Annotated in this window: 13 protein-coding genes; 4 read left to right on the top strand and 9 right to left on the bottom strand. The window is 43.9% G+C overall.

The window, feature by feature from the left end; genetic code table 11:
* Nucleotides 1-55 precede the first annotated feature (55 nt).
* Nucleotides 56-2,527, bottom strand: a complete 2,472-nt coding sequence (gene pbp4b, locus ACTD55_RS01210) for a penicillin binding protein PBP4B (RefSeq protein WP_438862474.1) — start codon at nucleotides 2,525-2,527, stop codon at nucleotides 56-58.
* Between the two features lie 492 nt (nucleotides 2,528-3,019).
* Between pbp4b and ACTD55_RS01205 the strand changes: the two genes are divergently transcribed.
* The 3 genes from ACTD55_RS01205 (at nucleotide 3,020) to ACTD55_RS01195 (ending at nucleotide 9,357) form a co-directional block, all read left to right on the top strand.
* Nucleotides 3,020-6,034: a carboxypeptidase regulatory-like domain-containing protein gene (locus tag ACTD55_RS01205; protein ID WP_438862473.1), complete on the top strand. Its 3,015-nt coding sequence runs from the start codon at nucleotides 3,020-3,022 to the stop codon at nucleotides 6,032-6,034.
* A 232-nt stretch (nucleotides 6,035-6,266) separates the two neighbouring features.
* Entirely contained in the window at nucleotides 6,267-8,144 is a 1,878-nt protein-coding gene (locus tag ACTD55_RS01200) for a glycoside hydrolase family 3 protein (RefSeq protein ID WP_438862472.1), read from the top strand.
* A gap of 13 nt (nucleotides 8,145-8,157) precedes the next feature.
* Nucleotides 8,158-9,357 carry an acyltransferase family protein gene (locus tag ACTD55_RS01195; protein ID WP_438862471.1) on the top strand — a complete coding sequence of 400 codons (1,200 nt, stop codon included), beginning with the start codon at nucleotides 8,158-8,160 and terminating at the stop codon, nucleotides 9,355-9,357.
* A gap of 49 nt (nucleotides 9,358-9,406) precedes the next feature.
* Here the strand turns inward: ACTD55_RS01195 and ACTD55_RS01190 are convergent, their stop codons facing one another.
* Entirely contained in the window at nucleotides 9,407-12,259 is a 2,853-nt protein-coding gene (locus tag ACTD55_RS01190; RefSeq protein ID WP_438862470.1) for an FAD-binding and (Fe-S)-binding domain-containing protein, read from the bottom strand.
* A 254-nt stretch (nucleotides 12,260-12,513) separates the two neighbouring features.
* Here ACTD55_RS01190 and ACTD55_RS01185 point away from each other — a divergent pair, with 254 nt between their 5' ends.
* Entirely contained in the window at nucleotides 12,514-13,365 is an 852-nt protein-coding gene (locus tag ACTD55_RS01185; protein WP_438862469.1) for a MurR/RpiR family transcriptional regulator, read from the top strand.
* Nucleotides 13,366-13,441: 76 nt separating this feature from the next.
* On the opposite strand, the gene ACTD55_RS01180 is transcribed toward ACTD55_RS01185, so the two are convergent.
* The 7 genes from ACTD55_RS01180 to ACTD55_RS01150 all read right to left on the bottom strand — a co-directional run bounded on the left by ACTD55_RS01180 (nucleotide 13,442) and on the right by ACTD55_RS01150 (nucleotide 21,528).
* The gene (locus ACTD55_RS01180) at nucleotides 13,442-14,647 is read right to left on the bottom strand and encodes an exo-beta-N-acetylmuramidase NamZ family protein (protein ID WP_438862468.1); all 1,206 of its coding nucleotides are present in this window, start codon (nucleotides 14,645-14,647) and stop codon (nucleotides 13,442-13,444) included.
* Complete coding sequence (gene murQ / locus ACTD55_RS01175; RefSeq protein WP_438862467.1) at nucleotides 14,644-15,588, bottom strand: N-acetylmuramic acid 6-phosphate etherase; 945 nt, start codon at nucleotides 15,586-15,588, stop codon at nucleotides 14,644-14,646. The genes ACTD55_RS01180 and murQ overlap by 4 nt, the downstream gene beginning before the upstream one ends.
* Entirely contained in the window at nucleotides 15,578-16,486 is a 909-nt protein-coding gene (locus tag ACTD55_RS01170) for a BadF/BadG/BcrA/BcrD ATPase family protein (RefSeq protein WP_438862466.1), read from the bottom strand. The genes murQ and ACTD55_RS01170 overlap by 11 nt, the downstream gene beginning before the upstream one ends.
* 4 nt (nucleotides 16,487-16,490) lie before the next feature.
* Nucleotides 16,491-18,080, bottom strand: coding sequence for a sodium:solute symporter (locus ACTD55_RS01165; protein ID WP_438862465.1), 1,590 nt, complete (start codon nucleotides 18,078-18,080; stop codon nucleotides 16,491-16,493).
* A 153-nt stretch (nucleotides 18,081-18,233) separates the two neighbouring features.
* Nucleotides 18,234-18,995 carry a L,D-transpeptidase family protein gene (locus ACTD55_RS01160; RefSeq protein WP_438862464.1) on the bottom strand — a complete coding sequence of 254 codons (762 nt, stop codon included), beginning with the start codon at nucleotides 18,993-18,995 and terminating at the stop codon, nucleotides 18,234-18,236.
* The gene (locus ACTD55_RS01155) at nucleotides 18,995-20,098 is read right to left on the bottom strand and encodes a dipeptide epimerase (RefSeq protein WP_438862463.1); all 1,104 of its coding nucleotides are present in this window, start codon (nucleotides 20,096-20,098) and stop codon (nucleotides 18,995-18,997) included. The genes ACTD55_RS01160 and ACTD55_RS01155 overlap by 1 nt, the downstream gene beginning before the upstream one ends.
* A gap of 8 nt (nucleotides 20,099-20,106) precedes the next feature.
* A complete protein-coding gene (locus ACTD55_RS01150; protein WP_438862462.1) occupies nucleotides 20,107-21,528 on the bottom strand; it encodes a C40 family peptidase in 1,422 nt (473 codons plus the stop codon).
* Nucleotides 21,529-21,532: the final 4 nt, after the last annotated feature.

Here is a 21,532-nt window from a genome sequence, read left to right as displayed (position 1 = left end):
GCAGCCCGAAGCTCTCCACTCGAAACTTAATTTGCTTTTAGCTCGTCACTCGTAGCTATTTCTTATTAAGAACGGCCTCATAAATCAGCGATACCACACTGCCGTATTTGCCGGTTTCAAACTCTTTACCCAAGAATTCATAATGCTTGTCGTCACCTTCTATTAAGGTATGACGAGCGTTAGTCAGTAAGATAATTGCCAAATCGTGTTCCGGATCGATGACTGTCACTGTCCCCGTCCAACCGGTGTGACCAAAGGCTAACGGGCTGGCATAAGGCCCAAAATGCCATTTAATTTCGCCATTGCTGGCACGGCGCCAACCTAAACCAAAGCTTCCATCACCATCATCCGGTTTGACAAATTGATCCAGTACATCTTGTCTAAACAGTTGCTTGTCACCGTAGCCGCCGCGATTTAACAACGCTTGTGACAATACGGCGATATCTTTGGCGGTAGAAAATAATCCGGCATGACCGGCAACACCACCTAGAGAATAAAAGGCCTTCTCATCGTGTACCTCACCTTGCAATACATAGGTACGGATATTGTCATAGTTAATCCGACCGCCCCGGCTGGTACCGTGTATTTCGGTGGCCGCGAATTGCGATTTGGAATAACCTTTTTTAAGTGGATTGAACAAGGTGTTTTGCAGATCCAATGGTTGATAGATCTCATGTTCCACATAACTGTCCAGCGGCATTCCGGTAAGGCGTTCCACCAACAGGCCCAACAACATATAATCCGTATCGCTGTACATGCGTTTTGTCTGGCGTCCCACTTCAAACGGTACTTGAGTTAATAAAAGTTGTTTCGTCCGAGCCGCATTTTGTGAGAAGAACGCCTCGCCCAAATTATTATCTGGGGTAAAAAAGCGGACTTGCGGTGCATAACCAGCGTTGTGAGTTAACAAGTCTTTGACTAAGCGCATTTCACGGCCGCCCCCTCGATATTCAGGCATATACTTCATCAAGGGCTGGTTTACATCGAGCTTGCCTTCACTAACCAGTTTCATCAGCGCTAAATTAGTGGCAAACATTTTGGTATTCGAAGCTAAATCAAATAGTGTATCGGTGCGCATGGGTACCGGCTGAGTCAGAGGTGCTCCGCCATCAGCATATTTGCGTGCATAGCCATAGGCCGTATTTTTCAGAATTTTGCCATCTTTAACCACCATTAATACAGCGCCTGGAAAGCCATTTTCAATGTCGGTATTAATTAACTTGTCTACCTGTGCGAAACGGTTTTTATTTTGCCCCGTTGCATCCACAAGTTCAGGGTAAGGAATGCGAATGTTAAGGCTGGCTCCTTCCGGTTGAACATTATCAACCCGTAACGTGTTGTCTTCATCTTTAGTGCGACGTGCCAAACTGTATTGATAGCGTTGGTATGGCTTAAGCGGTAGATCAATATTGAGTTTTTCACCATTGATATAAATATCTGCCGATGTTGCGTCAATATTATCAATGATTATCTCACCTCGGCCCTGATAGGCTTTGAAAATACCGCGATCATTGACCAACTCGCGAGTACTGCGATTTTGTTCAGGAAACACCTGATCGATCTGGCCGTTTTTCATTGCGACCACTGGTTGCTCTGGAGCAATTTTTTCCAATTCATAGCGTTCAAGCAAGCTAGTCAACTTGGCTGGGAAATACTTGTCTAGTAAGGCAAAAACTGCGGCGGCCGTTTTACTATCAGCATCTCCTGATACCTGCCAAGGCAAAAAATGCATTTGAAAGGCCGAGATAGTATCAAGGGTTTGTTGATCGAACTGACCGGTTTCCTGAATACCATATCCGTAGCTATGCAAAGCATGCTGTACTAGGCCGATAGTGGGAGGATACTGTTTGAACATATTCCAATACTTGTCGATAGTATCGTTGTCATACCATGCACCGATGCCCGCTTTATACAATTGATACCAGGGAAAACGCGGACCCGGATCGTTTTTACGAGTCGGCGCAATATCCGCATGACCAATAATAGCGGTAGGTTCAATATCCGGGTTACGTGCCAATATCTGTTTGGATAAATCGATCAATAGCTCAATTTGCTTAGGATCATAATCGGGGAAAATGCACAGCCGATCAGCACCATTCTCATGCTGCTCAGCAATAATTTCACTCTGCACTGGCTCGGCACGATTACAGGTTGGCACATTAACGATTTCTATTCCGATGGATTGATCATTAATTCCATCCCGTCCTTGCCAATGACTATATCCGGCATGCCAGGCTCGCTCGTTTTCGTCGACTAATTGCAATACTTTCAACTCATCATCCGGATAACTTGGATCATGACTTTCCGGGATCAGGTAATGAGCACTTAACCCACCTTCATCCACTAACGCGGTTACCGACTGTTGATAATCAATTGCCGTAAAATGCATCACCAAAAATTTGATCCGCTGGCTGTAATTATGGGATTGCATTTTTTCGATAGGGAAACTTGCACAACTTAATAATGCAGCACTGAAAACACCAATTAAGACAGATTTACCCAATCCCAAAGGCGCTAGTTTAAGCATAAGAGGCTGCCGATTTTGTCTAGCCATTACTAACATCACTCACAGTAGAATAAAAAATTATTTCATTTATAACATTTGAGAATAAATATTTCATGCGGTTATTTCAGCAATTGTGCCATCATCCTTGCAAAGGTGACAACTTCGGTAGCGATTATCCACATAATTCCGACAGGCAATTTATATCACTTATTTTTAAACGGCCATTGTGAATATAAAATTCCTTATTTTTACGGTTCAAATCAAATCGAAACCACACTAAAAACGGCTTTAACGCCCCTATTAATAACTAAAAAATATTTACATATAAAATTAAAGATAAATTATTACTAAGTATTAAATAAATAGAGAAAATAATATTCTTGACGAACTAGGCTATTCTTTGTTAAATGGTAGATGAAACACATATAGGTATTTTGCTGTATATGATCTATTTCGGCAGCATCAGATTGCCAAAAATTATAAAAATACTTAATAAAAACAAAGGTGGGACACATGACTATGCAAACAACTAATTTTATTAAAAAACGCCTCGCGCAGGCAACCAGCAGAGCTTGGAGCTCGCCGGTCAATTCAATTTCAGCAATGATGCTGGCTAGTGCTTTAGTGTGTACTCCCGCGATGGCACAACAAGCCGGTAGTATTAAAGGTAAAGTAACCACGGAAGTCAGCGGCATCTCGGTTGCCGGGGTAACGGTTACCGCATCAAGTAACGTAATGCCTAAACCGCGTACCGTTACCACCAAGCCAGATGGTAGCTATAATCTACCGGCGTTGTTACCTGGTGAATATACCTTAACCTTTACTTCAGCTGACGGAACGGTTCGTCAAACTACGGTAGAGGTGCTTTTAGAACAAGCATCGAATGTCAATGTGGCATTCGAAGATACGGCTAAAGATAATACGGAAGTCATTTATATTACGGGTTCAAAAATTGTCCGTAGCGGTGATTCGTCGTTAAGTAATTCCTTAAGCCAAGACGTCGTTAATAAAGTGCCAACCGGTCAGGATTACCGTGACCTATTGGCCATCGTACCGGGCGTTCAGTACAGTGAAATGACAACCTTAGGCCCCTCTGCGGGAGGTTCAGGTCGTGATAATAAATACGGCTTTGATGGTGTCGATGTATCCTTACCCATGTTTGGTAACCTCGCATCGGAACCTTCTACTCAGGATATTGCCAACGTCTCAATTGATCGCGGTGGCTCAAAAGCCATTGGTTTTAACCGTTCTGGTGGTTTAGCGATTAATACCACCTCAAAATCCGGTACCAATGATTTTCACGCTAACGTGGGTTATATCATCCAACCTAAAAGCTTCGTGGCCGATAAAGATGATGCCGATGGTACTAAATATACCGATGACAAAACTTGGTTAAGTGGCAGTGTTAGTGGCCCTATCATTAAAGACGAATTATTTTTCTATGGTTCATACTATCGCCCAGTGGTAGAGCGAGCCAATAAAGAAAACGCTCGAGGTGAAGTTAAAGACTATAAAAGTGTTCGTGAAGAATATTTTGGTAAATTAACGTGGGCGCCGACTGACGAATTGTTACTAAATCTAAGTTACCGTACTTCTGATAGAGAAGGTAAAGGTGAGTCTGTTGGTGCATTTGATGCTGATTCGACGTCAGAAGGTTCAACCACTGAGCAAGATATTTTAACCTTGGATGGTTCGTATCTAATCGATGACTACACTACTTTAACCTTCCAATATTATGACTTTAAAAATAAAGGTGGTGGTCGTCCAGATAACATCGCAACTGGCGTTATGCCGAGTATTGGCGATTCTTTGAACCTGAGCATGCTGGATGAATTAGGCCTGTTTAACGTGCCTAATTTAAAACCGGACAGTGATGTTTTCGATAATGTCACTGCGCAAGGGTTAATCGATCAATATGGTTATATTGGTGATGATGGTCAGTTAACTGGCGGTGGTTCAGTCGGTTACGGTTCCACATTTAATAACCAGGATTTCTATCGTAAGAGTTTCGAAGTAAAACTGGATCATGAAATGGAATGGGGCGACATGGTGCACAACCTGCACGTGGGCTTCCAATGGAAAGAAAACAAAGAAATTCTGTCCCGTTTATCCAACGGTTGGGGAGCAATCAGCTTCTTAGGCGGAGAAAATGCTGACAACTTTGAAAGTGACGTACCGGTTTACTATAGAGCTACTATTCAGCAAATGAGTTTAGGAGCGGCTGAAGGTAGTGCTGTACCTCCTATCGTCTCATCATCGGAAAACTATAATATTGAATTAAATGACACCATTCACGATGGCGACTTTACTTACAATATTGGCTTCATGTTCAGTAACGATATTCTGTACGGACAGGGCTTGAAGGAAAACTCCACGAATGTTTCCGGTTATGAGTTGGCTGAAGGTCATAAATACAAAATGTATGAAGTTGACTTTTTGGATATGATTCAACCCCGTTTAGGTGTTACCTGGAATTACAGTGGACAAGATACCGTCTTTGTTAACTTTGCCAGTTATAACCCTGAAACCAGCTCGCTGGCTCGTGCAGCTTCATGGGCGCGCAATAGCCAATCAACTCAACTAGTGTACTTCGATGTTAACGGTGACTTTATAGGCAACACTGCTGCATCAGGCTCTTCAGGTAAATTCTTTGTAGAGGATATGTCTCCGCGTCGTACCGATGAAATTACTATTGGTGCAACTAAGTATTTATCTAACGATTTACTGGTCCGTACTCATATACGTCAGCGTAAAGCCTTCCATCCATGGGAAGATGTACCTAACAACCTGCGTTTGTTAGGTAACTATCAGAGCCCGTTTGGTGGTGTACCTGCCGACATTGCTGCCAAAGGCTTATATATTGATAATCTGGACGCGTTCCGTGATGAAGTCGGCGGTTCCTCCTATGTTATTGCAGAGCTGGATGGTGCCGAAAACAAATACTATGAATTTAGTGTCGAAGGTGAATACATCGGTGATCGCACCTACTTAAATGTATCCTACGTATGGAGCCATTATTTTGGTAACTATGATCAGGATATTACCAGTGGTGCCTCAGACGATAACTTGTTTATTGGTTCATCTAACTTGGGTGATGGCGCAGGTCGCATGTTATGGGATGGCAAATACGGTAATCTAAACGGTGACAAGCCTCATGTTTTAAAAGCCATGGGTTACTATACAACCGACTGGAATGCCGATATTGGCTTTAGATTCGTATTTCAATCTGGTGATGTATGGGAAGCATGGGATGGATCACTTTATGGCTACTCCAGCTCAACCATTCGCTATGCAGAACCGGCCGGTAGTCGCCGTGAACCAAGTCACTGGCAGCTGGATTTAAACTACGTACAAAACTTCAATTTAACCGAAGATTTGGTATTGGATTTTAGAGCCGATGTGTATAACGTATTTGATAACCAAACCGGTTATAACTACGACCCCTATGTGTCTAACACTACATTTGGTGAGCCACGTAACTTAATCAACCCTCGTCGAATTCAATTGTCGGTGAATGTTGCTTTTTAACCTTGTCAGCTAACCTTCAGCTAACCTTCAGCTTAGCTGACGGGTTACTCGGTAAATATACAAATCCCCGCTTATGCGGGGATTTTTTTATGTTTTCCACTCAGCCAATAAATAATAAATAATTCCTTTAAATGGTCAATTTAAAAATAATTTAACCATTACATTTTGGTTTACTTCTGGTACATTGAGGGCAATTTATTTTGTGTTATAGCGTGTTGATTAGGATTCAGTAATGTCAAAATTTTCGATTAAATATTTATATGTTGTGCTTGGGGCGATGATAACGGCCTCATGTGCGGTTCAGTCTCCTCCATCAGCTAAGTTCAACTCTCAGCTAGAGGCCCAAATTGCCCAGAAAATCATGCTCGATATTCGCTATTTTTGTCCTGAGCTACAAGAGGGTGAACGTTGTACCACTCCGGTTACCACGCTACCCGATTCTCTTGCCAAATTAATCGGCGACACCGATGTGGGCGGTATTGTTTTGTTTGCCAATAATCTGGTGGATACGCGGCAAATTATTCAGTTAAATAAAGACTTACAAACAGCCGCCTTAAAAGCAGGACATCAGCCTTTACTGATTTCAATTGATCAGGAAGGTGGGCGCGTGGTGCGTATTCCACACAGTTTAGGCACTTCATTTAGCGGTAATATGGCCATTGGTGCCAGCGCGGAAGTTAACGGTACTAAATTTGCCGTACAAACAGGCAGTGTGATCGCCAAAGAGCTGTTAGCGCTGGGGGTTAATGTCAACTTCGCCCCCACAGTCGATGTTAATGTAAACCCTGATAATCCAGTGATTAACGTACGTTCCTTTGGTGAAGATGCCGATTTAGTTGCTAAGTTAGGCTTGGCACAAATGAATGCGATGCAACAACAGGGCATTATTTCTTCGCTTAAACATTTTCCCGGCCATGGTGACACCAATGTGGATAGCCACACCGGTTTACCGCGGGTTGATCACGATCGAAAAACTATCGATAGCATAGATTTAAAACCGTTTAAATATGCCATTGATAATAGTGCTCCGGGTATGATTATGACCGCTCATATTCAATACCCTGAGCTGGATGATACCGAATTTACTGCCAAAGATGGCAGCAGTACTATTCTGCCAGCCACCATGTCACGTAAAATTCTTACCGATTTATTACGTCACGAATTGAACTATCAGGGCGTTATTGTCACCGATGCAATGAATATGGCCGGAATTGCCCACTTTTTTGATCCGACCGAAGCGGTGATCCAGACCTTTCATGCGGGTAGCGATATTGCTTTGATGCCTGTTTCGGTGCGCTCTCCGGCAGACTTTGCCAAAGTTAAACAACTGATCCGCGATGTCAGTCAAGCCGTCATTGATGGTCGTTTAGATCAACAGGAAATTACCCAATCAGTACAACGTATTGATGCCTTAAAACAACAATATGCTATTGATAAGTTAATTCCTGAGGATGTAGACATAGCGACTGTTAAAGCCAACGGCGTGCTAGGCAACAAAGCTCATCGTGAAATTGAACAAGAGCTGGCTAACAATGCCATTGTTAGCATTGCCAATAATGGCGTTTATCCACTCGCGAAATCGATTCGGACGGTACACTTAAACATGCCGGATAAAACCAAGTGCATGGCCATGACCTTAGCGCTTAAAACCCGTCTGCCTAAAGTCACTTTCAGCTGTAGTAGTCTGGCCGGAAAAACGCCCGGCGATGCCATGACATTAATTAAACAGGCTGATTTAGTCATTTCTGCCGATATTACTCCACAGCAAAGCATGGCTGAAATGGGTGGGATGGATGATATTCAGCAATGGCGAGACCGTGCGGATAAAAAAACCCAAACCGCTACCCTGCTGGATTTGATGCAACAAGCCAAAGCACTGGGTAAACCGAGTATTTTTATCAGCATGCGCACCCCTTATAACGTCCCTTTATATGCTCCCTACTCCGATGCGATTTTGGCAACCTTCGCGCATAATCTTAGAGAATCTCACTATATAGATGATTACGGGCGGTTAGTTAGCCAATATCAAGGACCGATTTTTAACGCTGTCGCCGATATTTTAACCGGTAAACTGGAAGCAACCGGTGCATTGCCGGTTTCCATCAAGTAATAGGAGAACCACAATGGGCTGGTTACAGCAACATACCTCCAGCATACTGGACAAACTACCAGCCCATCGTTTGCTGGCCATTGATGCGCTGCGCGGGATCACCATCACCGCCATGATCCTGGTTAACAATCCGGGGAGTTGGGCGCATATCTATAGCCCTTTAGAGCACGCTCACTGGCATGGCTGGACGCCAACTGATCTAATTTTCCCGTTTTTTATTTTTATCGTCGGAATTTCCATCAGCATTTCCATTGGTCGGCAACTCGACAACGGCTATAGCCGTATCGCCATCATCCAACATGCGGCAATTCGTACATGCAAACTATTCTTACTCGGCTGGTTTTTGGCGCTGTTTTATTACAATTTTCGCGATCCGGATTTTAGTTGGGTAAACCAACGACTGGAGCAAATCCGTATTTTGGGTGTATTGCAGCGTATAGCGCTGGTGTATTTTTGTAGCGTATTACTGGTATTGGCTTTTAAAACCTTAGGGCGAGCCGTCTGGATGGTCGCGATTCTGCTCGGTTATTGGATTCTCATGACTCAAGTGGCCTATTCAGATAATGCCGGACATGTATATCAAGGCTTACTCGAATATGGTAACAATCTCAGTGCCTGGCTGGATAACCTGTTAATGGATAAAACCCATCTATATTACCCTGACGCGACCCCCTTTGCCTTTGATCCTGAAGGCGTATTAAGTACCTTACCAGCTATTGCTGGCTGTTTAAGCGGGGTATTGGTCGGCCAATGGCTTACCCACCCGGCTCGTTCAAATATTCAAAAAGCCAATATATTACTGTTGGTCGGCATAATCGCTATTATTGCCGGTGAATGCTGGTCCTTCGTCTTTCCTATCAATAAAGCGCTGTGGACCTCCAGTTTTGTAATGTTATCCAGTGGCTATGCCTGCTTTATGTTGGGGGCGCTACTATGGTTAATAGATATAAAACAGCAACGTAGCTGGACCGCACCGTTTGTGGTGTTTGGTGCCAACAGCATCGCCTTTTTTATGTTTGCTGGTGTTGTGGGCCGGATTATTATCATGATCCCTGTTGGTCAAACGTCGCTTAAAGGCTGGTTATACAGCGAAATATACCAACCACTGCTGGGTAACCTGAACGGCTCTCTGGCCTTTGCGATCAGCTTTTTGATTGTGTCCTACTTGGTAATGTACCAAATGTACCGTAAAGGGATTTTCTGGAAGGTATAACACTAAAGAGTCGCTATGCTTGCTATCTCATTTAGCAAGCATAGATGATCTAATCCTCTATAGACCCGCTAACCTCATCGAGCAAATACAACACAGATTGATAAGGAATTTGCGCGTGATGGGACAAGCCGATTTCGCAAGTACGGCTATTACTCACCCCTCGTTCACAGCCAGCAGGTACTTGCTGTTTTAAGTCCGCTAAAGCACTGGCATTCAATTCTGGTACAAAAAAACCTTTATCACCGGCAAATCCGCAGCAATGTATATTATTTGGAATCTTCACATTATCGCTACAAGCACGGGCCACTTGCTCAAGATAACGGCCACCATCCATTTTAAGGCTGCTACAGGTTTTATGCAGTAATACCGACTCACTGGATTGAGTCACTTGTAACCGTTCAAGCACGTGTATCGCCAAGTATTCTGTCAATTCCAATACGTTGATATTGGGATTGTCTTTTAACGTCAGTGCACAAGGGCTGGCATCTAACACCACCGGCCAACGACCGTTTTCAGATAGGGCTTCGATTTGTTGGTTGAGTTGTTGTTGCTTGGTGGCTGCCAACTGGTTCTGGCCTTTAGACGCCCATGGCATACCGCAGCACAATTCAGCTTCCGATGGCGACACTATCATCTCAATGCCAGCTTTATCCAATACCGACTTGAGTACTTGCTGAATAGAACGTTGGTCTTTTGCATCAGGATCGGTTGCAAACACGCGATTGGCGCATGAGCTTACATACACCATCTTAGTTTGGTGTTGCCCAGTTGAAACCGTGCGATTAGAGGCCCCCGTTGGCCAATGACGATACCATTTAGGAATGTGCTTACCACTAAGTGTATTTAACACACTAAAAGCACCATGAGTCGTGCGATCTCCCACCAGTTTATTCACTTGTCTAACGGTGCTTAGTCCAAAGCGGGCAATCGCACTGGCTGTGGAAAAATGCCGTGCAGCTAACCCGGCGATTCCCTGCGCCTTCGCATTTTGTGCTCTGAGTGATTTTATAAAGACGCCAGTATCAATCTCCACTGGACATTGCTGACCACATAATCCGGTGGCGGCACAACTATCAATACCATAATACTGATAGTCTTGTTCCAATTGACTGGATTGCAATTTCTCTTCGGCCGTTAATGGACGCAATCGCTGCAATTGTTTAAGTTCGCTCAGCCGACGCCATAGGGTAATACGTTGTCGCGGAGTCAGAGTCAGATCTTTAGAAGGACAAACCGACTCACAAAAACCGCATTCAATACATTGGTCGATAATATCATCCGCGGCAGGCATCGTTTTGAGTTCACGCAAATGCGCCAAGGGATCAGCATTAATGATCACTCCCGGATTCAAAATTCCAGCCGGATCGAATAATTGCTTAATTCGCTGCATTAATTGATAAATTTCACTGCCCCACTCCAACTCAACAAAAGGGGCCATATTGCGACCTGTGCCATGTTCCGCTTTCAGTGAACCTTGATATTCCACCGCCACCAGCTGTGCTACCGCTGCCATAAACTGTTCGTAACGTTCAACTTCCGCAGGCGTATCAAATGACTGGGTAAATACAAAATGCAGGTTACCGGCTAACGCATGGCCGAAAATAATCGCTTCATCATAGTGATAACGGGTAAACAGTCGATGCAAACGGCCTACCCCATCGGCCAGTACCTCCAACGGCATCGCGACATCTTCAATAATAACGGTAGTGCCCGCTTCTCGTTCTGCTCCCACCGCAGGAAACATACCTTTGCGCACTTGCCACATGGCATCAATCAATTCAGCTTGTTGGGTAAATGCCTGACAACCAAGTAAGTTAGCCTGAAATGCATCAATTGCTTGTTCAATCTGCTGACGGCGTTGAGTAAATTCAGCTGAATTATCTGCACCAAATTCAATCAATAACCCAGCACTATCAGGTGTCAATGAGGGCATATCCATAATACGCGCCAGTTTTGACTGTACCGATGTTAATGCCCTGGCATCCATGATTTCTACCGCATCCACGGCTTCATTAGCCAATAAATGCACAAGTTGACAGGCAATATGCATATCATCAAAAACATACAATCCAGTGGCTTTAAATGCCGGCAACGCAATAGTGTGATAGGTGATGTCGGCAATAAAACCCAGCGTTCCTTCCGAACCAATCATTAAATGACTGATCACATCAATAGGATCGTCAAACTCAATTAACGCATTTACCCCATAACCGGTAGTATTTTTTAAACGGTATTTGCGCTGAATTTTGTCCACTAATTGAGGATTGGCTTTTAATTCCACCACCATCTGCATCAGTGATTGAATCAAATCCGGGTGTTGTTGAATAAACTGCTGTCTAGACGCTGAGTCCTGAGTATCCAGTACGCTGCCATCGGCAAACACCAGCGTCATATCAGCTAGGGTATGATAACTATTCTGACTGACTCCACAGCACATTCCGGAAGAATTATTAGCCGCAATCCCACCAATTTTACAACTGCCAATAGAAGCCGGATCGGGACCAATTTTGCGACCAAAAGGCAACAATGCCTGATTCGCCTGAGCTCCTATCACCCCAGGCTGCAATTTGACTTTAAACCCGTCATCAAGAATATCAATGTGCCGCCATGCACTGGACAATAATACCAATACCGAATCAGTAATAGCCTGACCAGACAAACTGGTTCCCGCCGCTCTGAATGTAATAGGGATCTGATAGTTGTGAGCTTGTTTTAGTAATTCGATAAGCTGGTCAAGATGCTCAACGCGTAACACCAGTTTGGGTACTAAACGATAGAAACTGGCATCAGTACCATAGGCATAGCGTTGTAAATAGCTGGTTAACCGATTTTCAGCGCTAAAAAAAGGCGTTATCGCCTGCATAAACTGATCAAATCCAACATTATGACTATGCGTGGTCACATTATTCCTCATACAGCAACTCTAGATTATTAAGGCGAGGTTAAGAATAACAAAAATTCGTCACTAATTATTTTATTTTTATATAAAAGAAAAATAAGAATACAATATTTTAAAATGACACTATTGATAACAGTTAACGCTAATTTTCGAGTAAATCTGAATAAAAGCAGCAAATAAATAAACACAGACTGGCAAACTGCATTTATTTAATGTTATAAAGTTCAAAGAATAAATTATTATTGCCTGAATACAATATGACAACTTTTGTAAAAATCAAAGCGATTCGTAAATCCCTGTCACGTAGCGAAGCCAAATTGGCTAATTTTACCCTTAATTCACCTAATGTTATTCGTGATTTATCCTCGATAGAACTGGCGAAAGTGGTTAATGTCAGTCAATCCAGTGTGGTTAAGTTTGCTCAAAAACTCGGTTATAAAGGCTATCCAACCTTTAAATTAGCGGTTATCGATGCATTAAATAAAGAAACCGCCGAGCCACGTTTGCATGGCAAAATTACCTTAAATGACAGTTTGTCTCAGATAGCCGAAAAACTGCTGGCCAGCAAGATGTCGGTACTCACCGAAACCAAAAATCTGAATGAGGCTCAACCCTTTGAGCAAGCAGTGGAATTATTAAAAAATGCCAAGCGTATCTTAATTTGTGGCTTGGGTGGCTCTGCTTTAGTAGGTAAAGATTTTTCTTATAAACTGCAAAAACTTGGTATGTCGGCGATTGCTGAACCGGACGGGCATGCTCAACTCGCATACGTGGCAACTTTTTCTAAAGATGATCTGGTCTTTGCCATTAGTGAATCCGGTGTGACTCGCGAAGTCGCTGAAGTGGTTGCACAAGCCAAGAAAAATGGTAGCAAAGTGATTTCCGTTACTAAATACGGTGATACGCCCGTATCGGAGCATGCCGATGTGAAGCTATTTTCTATCGCTGAAGAAGAATCTCACAGGCTATCTTCTATTCTGGCCCGCACCGCGCAAGAATTTGTCATTGATATATTGTTTATCGCCATTACCCAATCATCTCGTCAAGGCCGTAAACTACTCGAAAAAACCAATTCGGTGGTGAGTGATTACCGCCATTCAACCGAATAAAAAAAGGGCTAATACGAGTATTAGCCCTGATAAATCTGCATCCTTGCAAAGACACCAACAAAACGAAATCTACAATTTATTCAGTGGGATAATCCGGATATAACAAATAAGGTTTTCTTTGCTTGCGGAAGTCAGTTAGTCCCGCTTGCCAGTGTTGACGTATGTCATTCAGGCTTTCACCCGCTTCAATCGCCAAACGAAGTTTATCGGTACCGGCGAGTTTATCCATAAAGCCAGCCCGGCTAAAAAACTCACGCTGCTTGGCAGCAAAGGCCTGATGCCAATCCAGTAATAATTGAATATCCAGTCCCTCAATCTGGCTGTGGCGTAAATCCTGTCCGGATACTTGAATATCCTTAAGTTTAGGATTGGAGGCACTACCAGGCATGGCTCGTGGCGTAAAATTAAAGTGACCTAAACTAATTTGATCATGTCCAACCACCTGAAATGGAAAGTCAGTTCCCCGTCCAATACTCACCGGAGTCGCTTCAAAAAAGCATAACGACGGATAGAGCTGGATAGACTGATCATTGGATAAATTCGGACTGGGTTTCACCGGCAGGGAATAATGCATATCGCGACGATAATTTTTAACTGGAATAACGGTTAAATTAAGCTCAGCCGTTGTATCTAACCACTTCTCACCTTTAATCATCCGGGCCAACTCGCCTAACGTCATACCATGCAAGACCGGAATAGGATGCATTCCCACAAAAGAACGAAACTCAGGCTCCAGTATTGGTCCATCCACAAACCGTCCATTAGGATTGGGACGATCAAAGACAATAAAGGCTTTACCCGCGTCTGCTGCAGCTTCCATCATATAATGCATGGAGCTAAGGTAAGTATAAAAGCGCACGCCAACATCCTGAATATCAAAAATAATCACATCCAGTTGTTGCATAATCTCATCAGCGGGCTTTTTGTTTTTACCATAAATAGACACCACAGGGATCCCCGTTGCCGGGTCGACAGAGCTATCCACTTTCGCCCCTGCATCATGATCGCCACGAAAGCCGTGTTCCGGAGCAAAAACGAATTTTACATCCACCTTCTGACTAAGCAGAAAGTCCACCAAATGCTGATTTCCCACTCGTGAGGTCTGATTAACCACTAGACCGACACGCTTATCTTTAAGTAACGATAAATAACGCTGAGATTGGCTGGCCCCCACTATGACGGTGTCAGAGGTACCTGTATTAGCCGCCACACAGGTGATGCTTTGCAACAACGTCACACAACTTAGCAGCCAAAGCTTTAGCATTGGAATACGGGCTATCATACTGATACCACTTGCTGCACGGCTTTACGTAAAAAGCCACCACAATCCGTTAGCAGGCTTTCACCTTGCTCAGCAGGTAAACCGGTTAGCACCATTAAAATAGCTAATTTAGCGCGCTCACCAGAACGTTCTAGGGCATCTTTGGCGGTTTGGTAATCGCATTCGGTCGCCTGCATTACAATACGCACCGCTCTGGCCTGTAGTTTTTCATTGCTGGCATTTACATCGACCATCAGGTTTCTATAGCTTTTACCTGAACGGATCATGCTGGCTGTGGTTAGCATATTCAGAATTAACTTTTGCGCAGTTCCGGATTTCAGACGAGTTGAGCCAGTTAACGCTTCTGGGCCAACCACCGCACATAAACCAATATCGGCTTCATTCACCACAGCGGAGTCAGGATTACAGGTAACACCAACCGATTTAGTCCCAATTTGACGTGCATATAGCAGTGCCGAGATAACATAAGGAGTTCGGCCACTGGCAGCAATCCCCACTAATACATCATCAGCTGAAAGATTAACCTGCTGCAAATCGCGTATGGCTAATTCAGGATCATCTTCTGCGCCTTCCACGGCTTTAAACATGGCACTTTGACCACCCGCCAGAATACCCACTACCTGTTGGTCGGTAACACTAAATGTGGGGGGACATTCAACCGCATCCAATACACCAAGTCGTCCACTAGTTCCGGCACCAATGTAGATGAGTCGCCCGCCTTTGGCGAATGCTTTGACAATCAGATCGACGGCATTGGCTACTTCCGGCAATATTTGCCGTACCGCATCTGGCACTTTATGATCTTCATCATTCAGCTTCTTTAATATTTCCATGCTGTCGAGCAGGTCAATATCCAAGGTATCCGGGTTTTGCCCTTCCGATACGATATAATTTAATTCTTCAAGCAATACAGACTGCTTATTAATTTGCTCAACTGGCATTATGGGTTACTCCAAGATTAATGCGTTGTTCGATGATACGCTGTGCCATAAGGCATCCACCGTCTAACGCTGTTCCTTTAGCTTCTATCAGAAGATGCTGGATATGAGAGGAAAGATAAGGTTGAGTGGGTTCGGCTAAACCGCCCAACATAACAAGTGGTAAATTTGTATCAGCACGGGTATCGGTAATTAATTGCTCGACGTGCTGACAATGAATATCAATTATTTTTCTGGCGACAGGGCAACTGGACGCCAATTCAAATACATATTGTGAAAAGCGGGCAAAATCGGCAGGACCGGAAGCGGATAACCAGGTTAATATTGCATTACGCTCACGACCAATCTGGTCAGCTATGATATTGGCCAGGGCACTGTGTAACTGGCCTGCTTGATCAAATTCAGCCAACATGGCTTGAACTGCATGCAACCCCAGCTTAGCGCCACCACCTTCATCACCGGCATTAAACCCCCAACCACCAAAGAAAGCCGTTTGGCCATTTAGATCTAATCGAGCGCCAACTGACCCCGTTCCTAATGCAACCACTGCTACCGGCTCGCCCAAGTTGGCACCAAATAACGACGTACGGGCATCATTGCAAATCACTAATTCAGCAAAAGGCAAGGCCAGATGTTCGCGCAGTTTAGCGGCCCGTGCTGAGCTTCCCGCACCCGCCACGCCGATAACGGCGACAACCTGTTGCGCGGATGCCCCACTTTGGTTGAACAACTGCAGAATAAGTTGCTGAATAGTCCGCCAGGCATTATCAAAATCATTGGTTAATGAAGCGCCACCCACTTTAACTTGCCATTGCTGCCGAGTATTGATATCAACTAGGCGACCAATAGTCTTACTACCGCCGCCATCAATACCTAATATAAAATTGGGATGATATGGCATAAATTTATTTCGCTCCGTGTGCAAAACAATTACGCATGCTTTCTTCTTTATTATTGCCCAGCATACAAACAATAAATGAAATCAACGTACCAATGCATAACTGCCAAGTGAAACCCAGATTAAATTGCAGTTCAGTGGGCAACAACAAATCCATCACGTAAGGTTGGAAGGCCAATGTAATCAAAAAGCCAACAATCAGCGCAGCTAAGACCGAACGCTCACTGCCTCGTTTACTAAACAACGCGGTGAAATACACCCCTAACAAACCACTATAAGAAAAAACCATTACGCTTAACGCAAACTTTAATAATGGCATTTCGGTATATTGCTGCCAGTAAAAACACAAAATGGCCATAGAACACAAGGCCGCTGAAACCACTGCCATACCGACTTGTCCCGCTTTTACATAGTGACGGTCATCTAATTTCTTATTGCGACGCAACATTAATGGCTGATAGATATCCTGAATCAAGACCGATGACATCGAATTTAAACCGGAATTTAAAGTTGATAGCGCAGCTGCGATGATTCCGATGGTGACCAGCCCGCGAACACCGGACGGAATTTCATGTAACACGTAGTACATAAAGATAGTAATTTTTTCACCGTCAAATTCCTGATTAACCGCCAAATCACTACCCATCATCAAGTCGGGACGCTGATAAAAAATAAACAGTAATAAACCAATGACAATAAACAGGAACATTACGGGGATCACTAACGCGACCGAAAATAACATGGCTTTACTGCCTTCCTTGGCGCTTTTACAGGTCAATATGCGCTGGGTCATATCCTGATCCAAACCAAAAGCAGCAATGTTTAGCAGCACAAAACCGGTTAATACCGACGCCATATTAAACACACCCGCCGAGCTAAAATCCCAATCAAATTTGAATAGGGCCAGTTTAGAGGGCGCCCCGGGAGCAGGATGTTGTAATGCACTTACAATTTGAGAAAAGTCTGCCGGAATCGCTATATACAAAAAATAAATCACAAAAATGGCGGCACTTACGTAGATTGCACATTGAATAACATCACTGTAAATCACCGTACGAATACCGCCAAATACGGTATATAACAAGCCTACCACGGTTAAAATAATCGCAGAACTAATAACACTTGAAGCATGAATATCGCCAAATAGAATCATCGATACCGCGATCGCCGCCATATATAAACGGGCGCCACTGGCAAATACTCGACCAAACAGATACATCAGTCCTGCTTGTCGTTTAGCCTTCGGGCCAATACGCTTTTCCAGTAATTCGTAAACGGTATAGACTTTATATTGATAAAACTTGGGAATTAAAAATATCGCCACACACATGGCAGCAATAAAAGCACCGATATTCGTTGCTAAATAAGACAAATCGCCCTGATAACCTTGATCAGGTCCACCAATAAAGGTTGCTGCAGATTGTGAAGTCGCTAACACTGAAATCGCCACAATCCAGGTGGGCATTTGATTACCACCAAGAAAATAGTCTGCACTATTGGCCGACTTCTGGCGGTTAAACAACCAGCCACTAAACGCAATGATTAAGCCATAACCGGCAAATACAGCCCAATCCAGCCCGCTATATTGTGCACCCATGGATACTCCTCAAATGTCGGTTACCCGGAAAATTCGCGTAACAACGAATAACTTATTCTTATTTTAACAAACAAATTGAATTTTATATAACTTTATTTATCTAATAACAATCGAAAAAGTAGAATCGTTACCGCACATGGCGCGGTAACGCATTTACTGAATAGCCGGTAATGACCATGCTTGCTGCTTCGCAGCGTATTCGGATTTGGGTAAAGCGACATAAAGTGGGTGTTGTGATTTATCTAGCCAGGCTAATAATCTGTCCATAACCGTTTCGGGCATGGAAGTACAACCCGCCGTCGGTTTGCCCTGACCTTTCCATAAATGCATAAAAATACAACTACCTGCACCAGAAATATTGGCCGGATTATGTTTTACCACCAAGCCTTTTTTGTACATGTTCTGATTATGATGAATATCCAGTCGCATGGCTTCAGAGGACCCTTCGGTCGCCTCTACACCAACCACTTTTTGATCGACTATTTGGTTATATAAGGGGGATCCATTCACATCCATGCAATAGTTACTCGCTTGCATTTGCTGGTAAGGCATTGCCGTATTAACTGACTTGAGATAACCAAAAGCGATACCTAAATCAAAAATCCCCGCGGGTGCTTTACCATCACCTTCCTGTTTAGTGACGCCGGTTTGTTGCGGGTGCAGCCCTTTTCCCCACGCTAAACCGGTTCTGCCCAAGTTAACTTCTGACTGCAAATCAGTTTGTTGCCAATGTCCATCATGCTTTTCAAATGTATAGAGCTGCGCTGTAGTGGCATCCCAATCATCCGATACTGCTACAATGAGCTGTTTAACATCTGATGCTTGTAAAGGAGATACCGCTTGTTCAGCCAAGACCGAATAACTGCATAGCAAAATTAACGTGCTGCATATGTAACGTGAAAAACGTTTTACCATTACCATTCTCCGTTTATTTCCTGCAATCCCTTAATGGATTGAATACCTAAGCCTGCCCCACCACTTAAACTAATCGAGGCTAGATTAAATTCGACACCACCCTGGACTGGGTCGTATTGCCCTAACGCCGGACCATCCAAATCAATTTTGCAGATAACACTGGCTCTAGCCGCGGCCAAATGTGCCGCTGCTGCAACACCAATACTGCCTTCAAGCATGCAGCCGATCATACACTCTACATCATATAGTGCGGCAATATCGGCAATCTTGATCGCATTGCTCAGCCCCGCAGTTTTCATTAATTTAATATTAATAATATCGGCAGCACCGGTTTGAATGAGTTCAATAACCTGTTTGGGTGAAAAGGCACTTTCATCGGCCATAATTGGGGTGGAAACACGCTGAGTGACATAGCGCATACCATCAATATCGTGACTTTTCACGGGTTGTTCAATCAGTTCAAGCTGCACACCAGCGTTATCCAACGCCTTCGCGGCAAACACGGTCTGTTTGGCTGTCCAGCCCTGATTCACATCCAGACGAATTTGCGCCGCTCCATTAACCGCCTGATAAATAGCCTTCACCCGTTCAATATCGGCATGAATATCTTTACCAATCTTGATTTTTAGAATGCTGAATCCCTGTTCAAGGGCCAGTAAGGAATCAGCGACCATTTTATCTATATCATCAACGCTAATGGTAATGTCGGTTTCCAGTTGCGGGCTGCCACCACCGAGCATCTTATACAATGGTGCCTTGTATAATTTGCCCCACAAATCGTAGATGGCAATCTCCAAAGCAGCTTTGGCACTGTAATTAGCTACCATCGAGCCCTGAATACGTTGTGTCAGTTGATTAAGATCCGCGATATCCATGCCGATAATTTGCGGCTTAATAACGCGATCAATGGCATGCATTATCGAACCATGAGTATCACCCGTAATGACCGGTGTAGAAGGGGCGGCTCCATAGCCAATTTCACCGCTATCGGTTTCCACCAGCACCACAATATCTTCGATACTACTTACCGAACGCAGCGCAGTTTTAAATGGCGTAATCAAGGGAACTGATAATTTACCAAAACGAATATTGGTTATTTTCATATTATTCTCTAGTGCTTCGTTGCCGGACTAATTTGCGGCCAGCGATGACGCTTGATGTTATAGATCCGGTCCACATAACTGGTGGTTTCAGATAAACGTAGTGGCAACAGGGGCGTCACTGAAACACCATTGAGTGTGCCGCGATACATCTGGCCATTTTCATCCAGATAACCCAACCCTTTTACATCATGAATAATATAAGGTTGACCGTTATCATCGCCCAAATACATCATCACGTGGCCAGGGATATAAATTAAATCACCTACCTGCATGCGCTGAATAACAGCTAACTTTTGCTCGGTGGTTGATTGTTTGTCAAACCGATTATTTAGGCCGTATTGTCCATGTCCTTGTTCACCCGAGTTACGCGGAAGCTTCATGCCAAAGCTTTTATACACTTCGCCGACAAAGCCGGTGCAATCGCGGCCGTTATAATCATGTCCCCAACCATAACGTTCACCTAAAAACTTAAATGCCTGAGTAATAATATTTTTACTGGTCATCGGCAAATATCCCACATGCATATCCTGACTACGGGCAATTAATGCGCTGGTGATGTGCAATTTCCCCTGCTCATCACGCACCGGTAAACGTACCATGTAGGAAGCATAGGGGTTTTGCCCATACAGTTGAGTAGGTAAATCTTCCGCTTTGACCAGCGGTAAACGCGTGCCCATATCCAGTTGTATTTCGGATATTTGCGGTTGTTCCGGTACAAACGTGGTGTACGCCTTACTGCCGGTTACAACGACAAAGGGCTCAGCCTGAGCATAACTGCGGATAGTGTCTTTATCACTCAAAGCAATCGCACTTTGTGGTACCCAAGCTAAATAATGATAGTTCTGTACCAGATACCACTGGTTATCCTTACTGGCGTGTAATACCGCCACCGGATCGCCCGGAAAAATACCGGTTTCCTGAAAACGATCCAAATCGGTATCCATTCCTTGATTAAACACGCGTTCATGAGTAGGAAAAGTGCGCAGTATTTCTCGTGTCACCGCCATACCATAACGTACAGGGTTGCTAGACTGTATCGAATCCAGCGCTAAGTTATCGGTATAGGTTTTAAAATCAGATGCACTTAACTCACTGCCATCGGCATAAAAACGGGCACTGGATGGAATTGAACTGATGGAATGAATTAAATCCGTCAGTTTTTGCTTATCCAGCGTGGCAGGGTAAAAACTCAATGGATCCACAACATGAGGATCACTATCAATTAGTTGTTGGTTAAACGCCTGAATTTGTCCTTGAGTCATTAACGGAGCAGGCTCTTCATTCACTTTGGCTAACCAATAATCCGGTGAGAGTTGTGCATAATTCACTCCCACCACATCTGAACGCCATGGCACTTGTTTTTGGGCATCGTCGGCATGAACCGTCATGGCCATGCTCAACGTAAATAAAGCTAACAATCTCATCATCATAAAA

Source organism: Neptunicella sp. (genome assembly GCF_048268085.1).
GTDB lineage: Bacteria > Pseudomonadota > Gammaproteobacteria > Enterobacterales > Alteromonadaceae > Neptunicella.
This window is presented reverse-complemented; position numbering and strand designations above follow the sequence as displayed.

What these genes read in the sequence shown, in the direction of transcription:
- pbp4b (WP_438862474.1), bottom strand. Translation starts at nt 2,527, where the DNA reads ATGCTTAAACTAGCGCCTTTGGGATTGGGTAAATCTGTCTTAATTGGT.
- ACTD55_RS01205 (WP_438862473.1), top strand. Translation starts at nt 3,020, where the DNA reads ATGACTATGCAAACAACTAATTTTATTAAAAAACGCCTCGCGCAGGCA.
- ACTD55_RS01200 (WP_438862472.1), top strand. Translation starts at nt 6,267, where the DNA reads ATGTCAAAATTTTCGATTAAATATTTATATGTTGTGCTTGGGGCGATG.
- ACTD55_RS01195 (WP_438862471.1), top strand. Translation starts at nt 8,158, where the DNA reads ATGGGCTGGTTACAGCAACATACCTCCAGCATACTGGACAAACTACCA.
- ACTD55_RS01185 (WP_438862469.1), top strand. Translation starts at nt 12,514, where the DNA reads ATGACAACTTTTGTAAAAATCAAAGCGATTCGTAAATCCCTGTCACGT.
- ACTD55_RS01180 (WP_438862468.1), bottom strand. Translation starts at nt 14,647, where the DNA reads ATGATAGCCCGTATTCCAATGCTAAAGCTTTGGCTGCTAAGTTGTGTG.
- murQ (WP_438862467.1), bottom strand. Translation starts at nt 15,588, where the DNA reads ATGCCAGTTGAGCAAATTAATAAGCAGTCTGTATTGCTTGAAGAATTA.
- ACTD55_RS01170 (WP_438862466.1), bottom strand. Translation starts at nt 16,486, where the DNA reads ATGCCATATCATCCCAATTTTATATTAGGTATTGATGGCGGCGGTAGT.
- ACTD55_RS01165 (WP_438862465.1), bottom strand. Translation starts at nt 18,080, where the DNA reads ATGGGTGCACAATATAGCGGGCTGGATTGGGCTGTATTTGCCGGTTAT.
- ACTD55_RS01160 (WP_438862464.1), bottom strand. Translation starts at nt 18,995, where the DNA reads ATGGTAAAACGTTTTTCACGTTACATATGCAGCACGTTAATTTTGCTA.
- ACTD55_RS01155 (WP_438862463.1), bottom strand. Translation starts at nt 20,098, where the DNA reads ATGAAAATAACCAATATTCGTTTTGGTAAATTATCAGTTCCCTTGATT.
- ACTD55_RS01150 (WP_438862462.1), bottom strand. Translation starts at nt 21,528, where the DNA reads ATGATGATGAGATTGTTAGCTTTATTTACGTTGAGCATGGCCATGACG.